This window comes from Sabulicella rubraurantiaca, from assembly GCF_017355885.1.
Lineage (GTDB): Bacteria > Pseudomonadota > Alphaproteobacteria > Acetobacterales > Acetobacteraceae > Roseococcus > Roseococcus rubraurantiacus.
In genome coordinates this window covers 1-638 of sequence record NZ_JAFEUU010000063.1, presented here as the reverse complement: position 1 = coordinate 638, position 638 = coordinate 1, and the positions used below count along the sequence as shown (strand labels likewise).

General features: G+C 69.0%; 1 protein-coding gene. It reads right to left on the bottom strand.

Annotated features, from left to right (window positions below; genetic code table 11):
- Window positions 1-638: calcium-binding protein (locus tag JTJ31_RS24400; protein ID WP_207541334.1), on the bottom strand; the 638-nt coding region annotated here is incomplete at both ends.

Genomic DNA, 638 nt, shown 5'->3' with positions numbered 1-638 from the left:
TGAAGTCGGTGATGCGGTCAGGCGCCGCCAGCATCGAGTCCAGCGTGGACTTGAACAGGAACCGATCAGGCCCGCTCCCGCCGGTCAGCCGGTCCTGGCCCATGCCGCCATAAAGCACGTCCGCCCCGCCGCCGCCGATCAGGGCGTCGTCCCCGGCCCCGCCTTCCAGCCGCGTGGCGGTGTTGCCCTTGGCGATGATCCAGTCCGAGCCCGAGTTGCCCAGCACGAGTTCCGTGTTGGACACGGTAACGCTGTTGGTGCCGGCGGCGAGCTTGAGCGTGTCCGTGCCGCTGCCCAGCTCCACCACCATGCCGTTCACGGCTTGGGCCAGCGTCACGACATCCACCCCGTTGCCGCCCACGACGCGCTCGATCCCCTGAAGCTGGATCGTGTGCGACAGGTTGGGCGCCAGGATGACCGTGTCCGAGCCCGTGCCGCCGACCACCGTCTCGACGTTGGAGACGGTGACCGTGTTGGTGCCGTTTGCCAGCACGAGGCGATCCGCTCCGGCGCCGAGATCGATCACGGCATTGGTCGTGGCCGCGCCCAGGGTGACCGTGTCGGCGGCGCTGCCGCCCGTGATCACCTCGGTGTTGAGCACAGTCACCGTGTTCGGCCCCGCAGAGGACAGGGTGAGC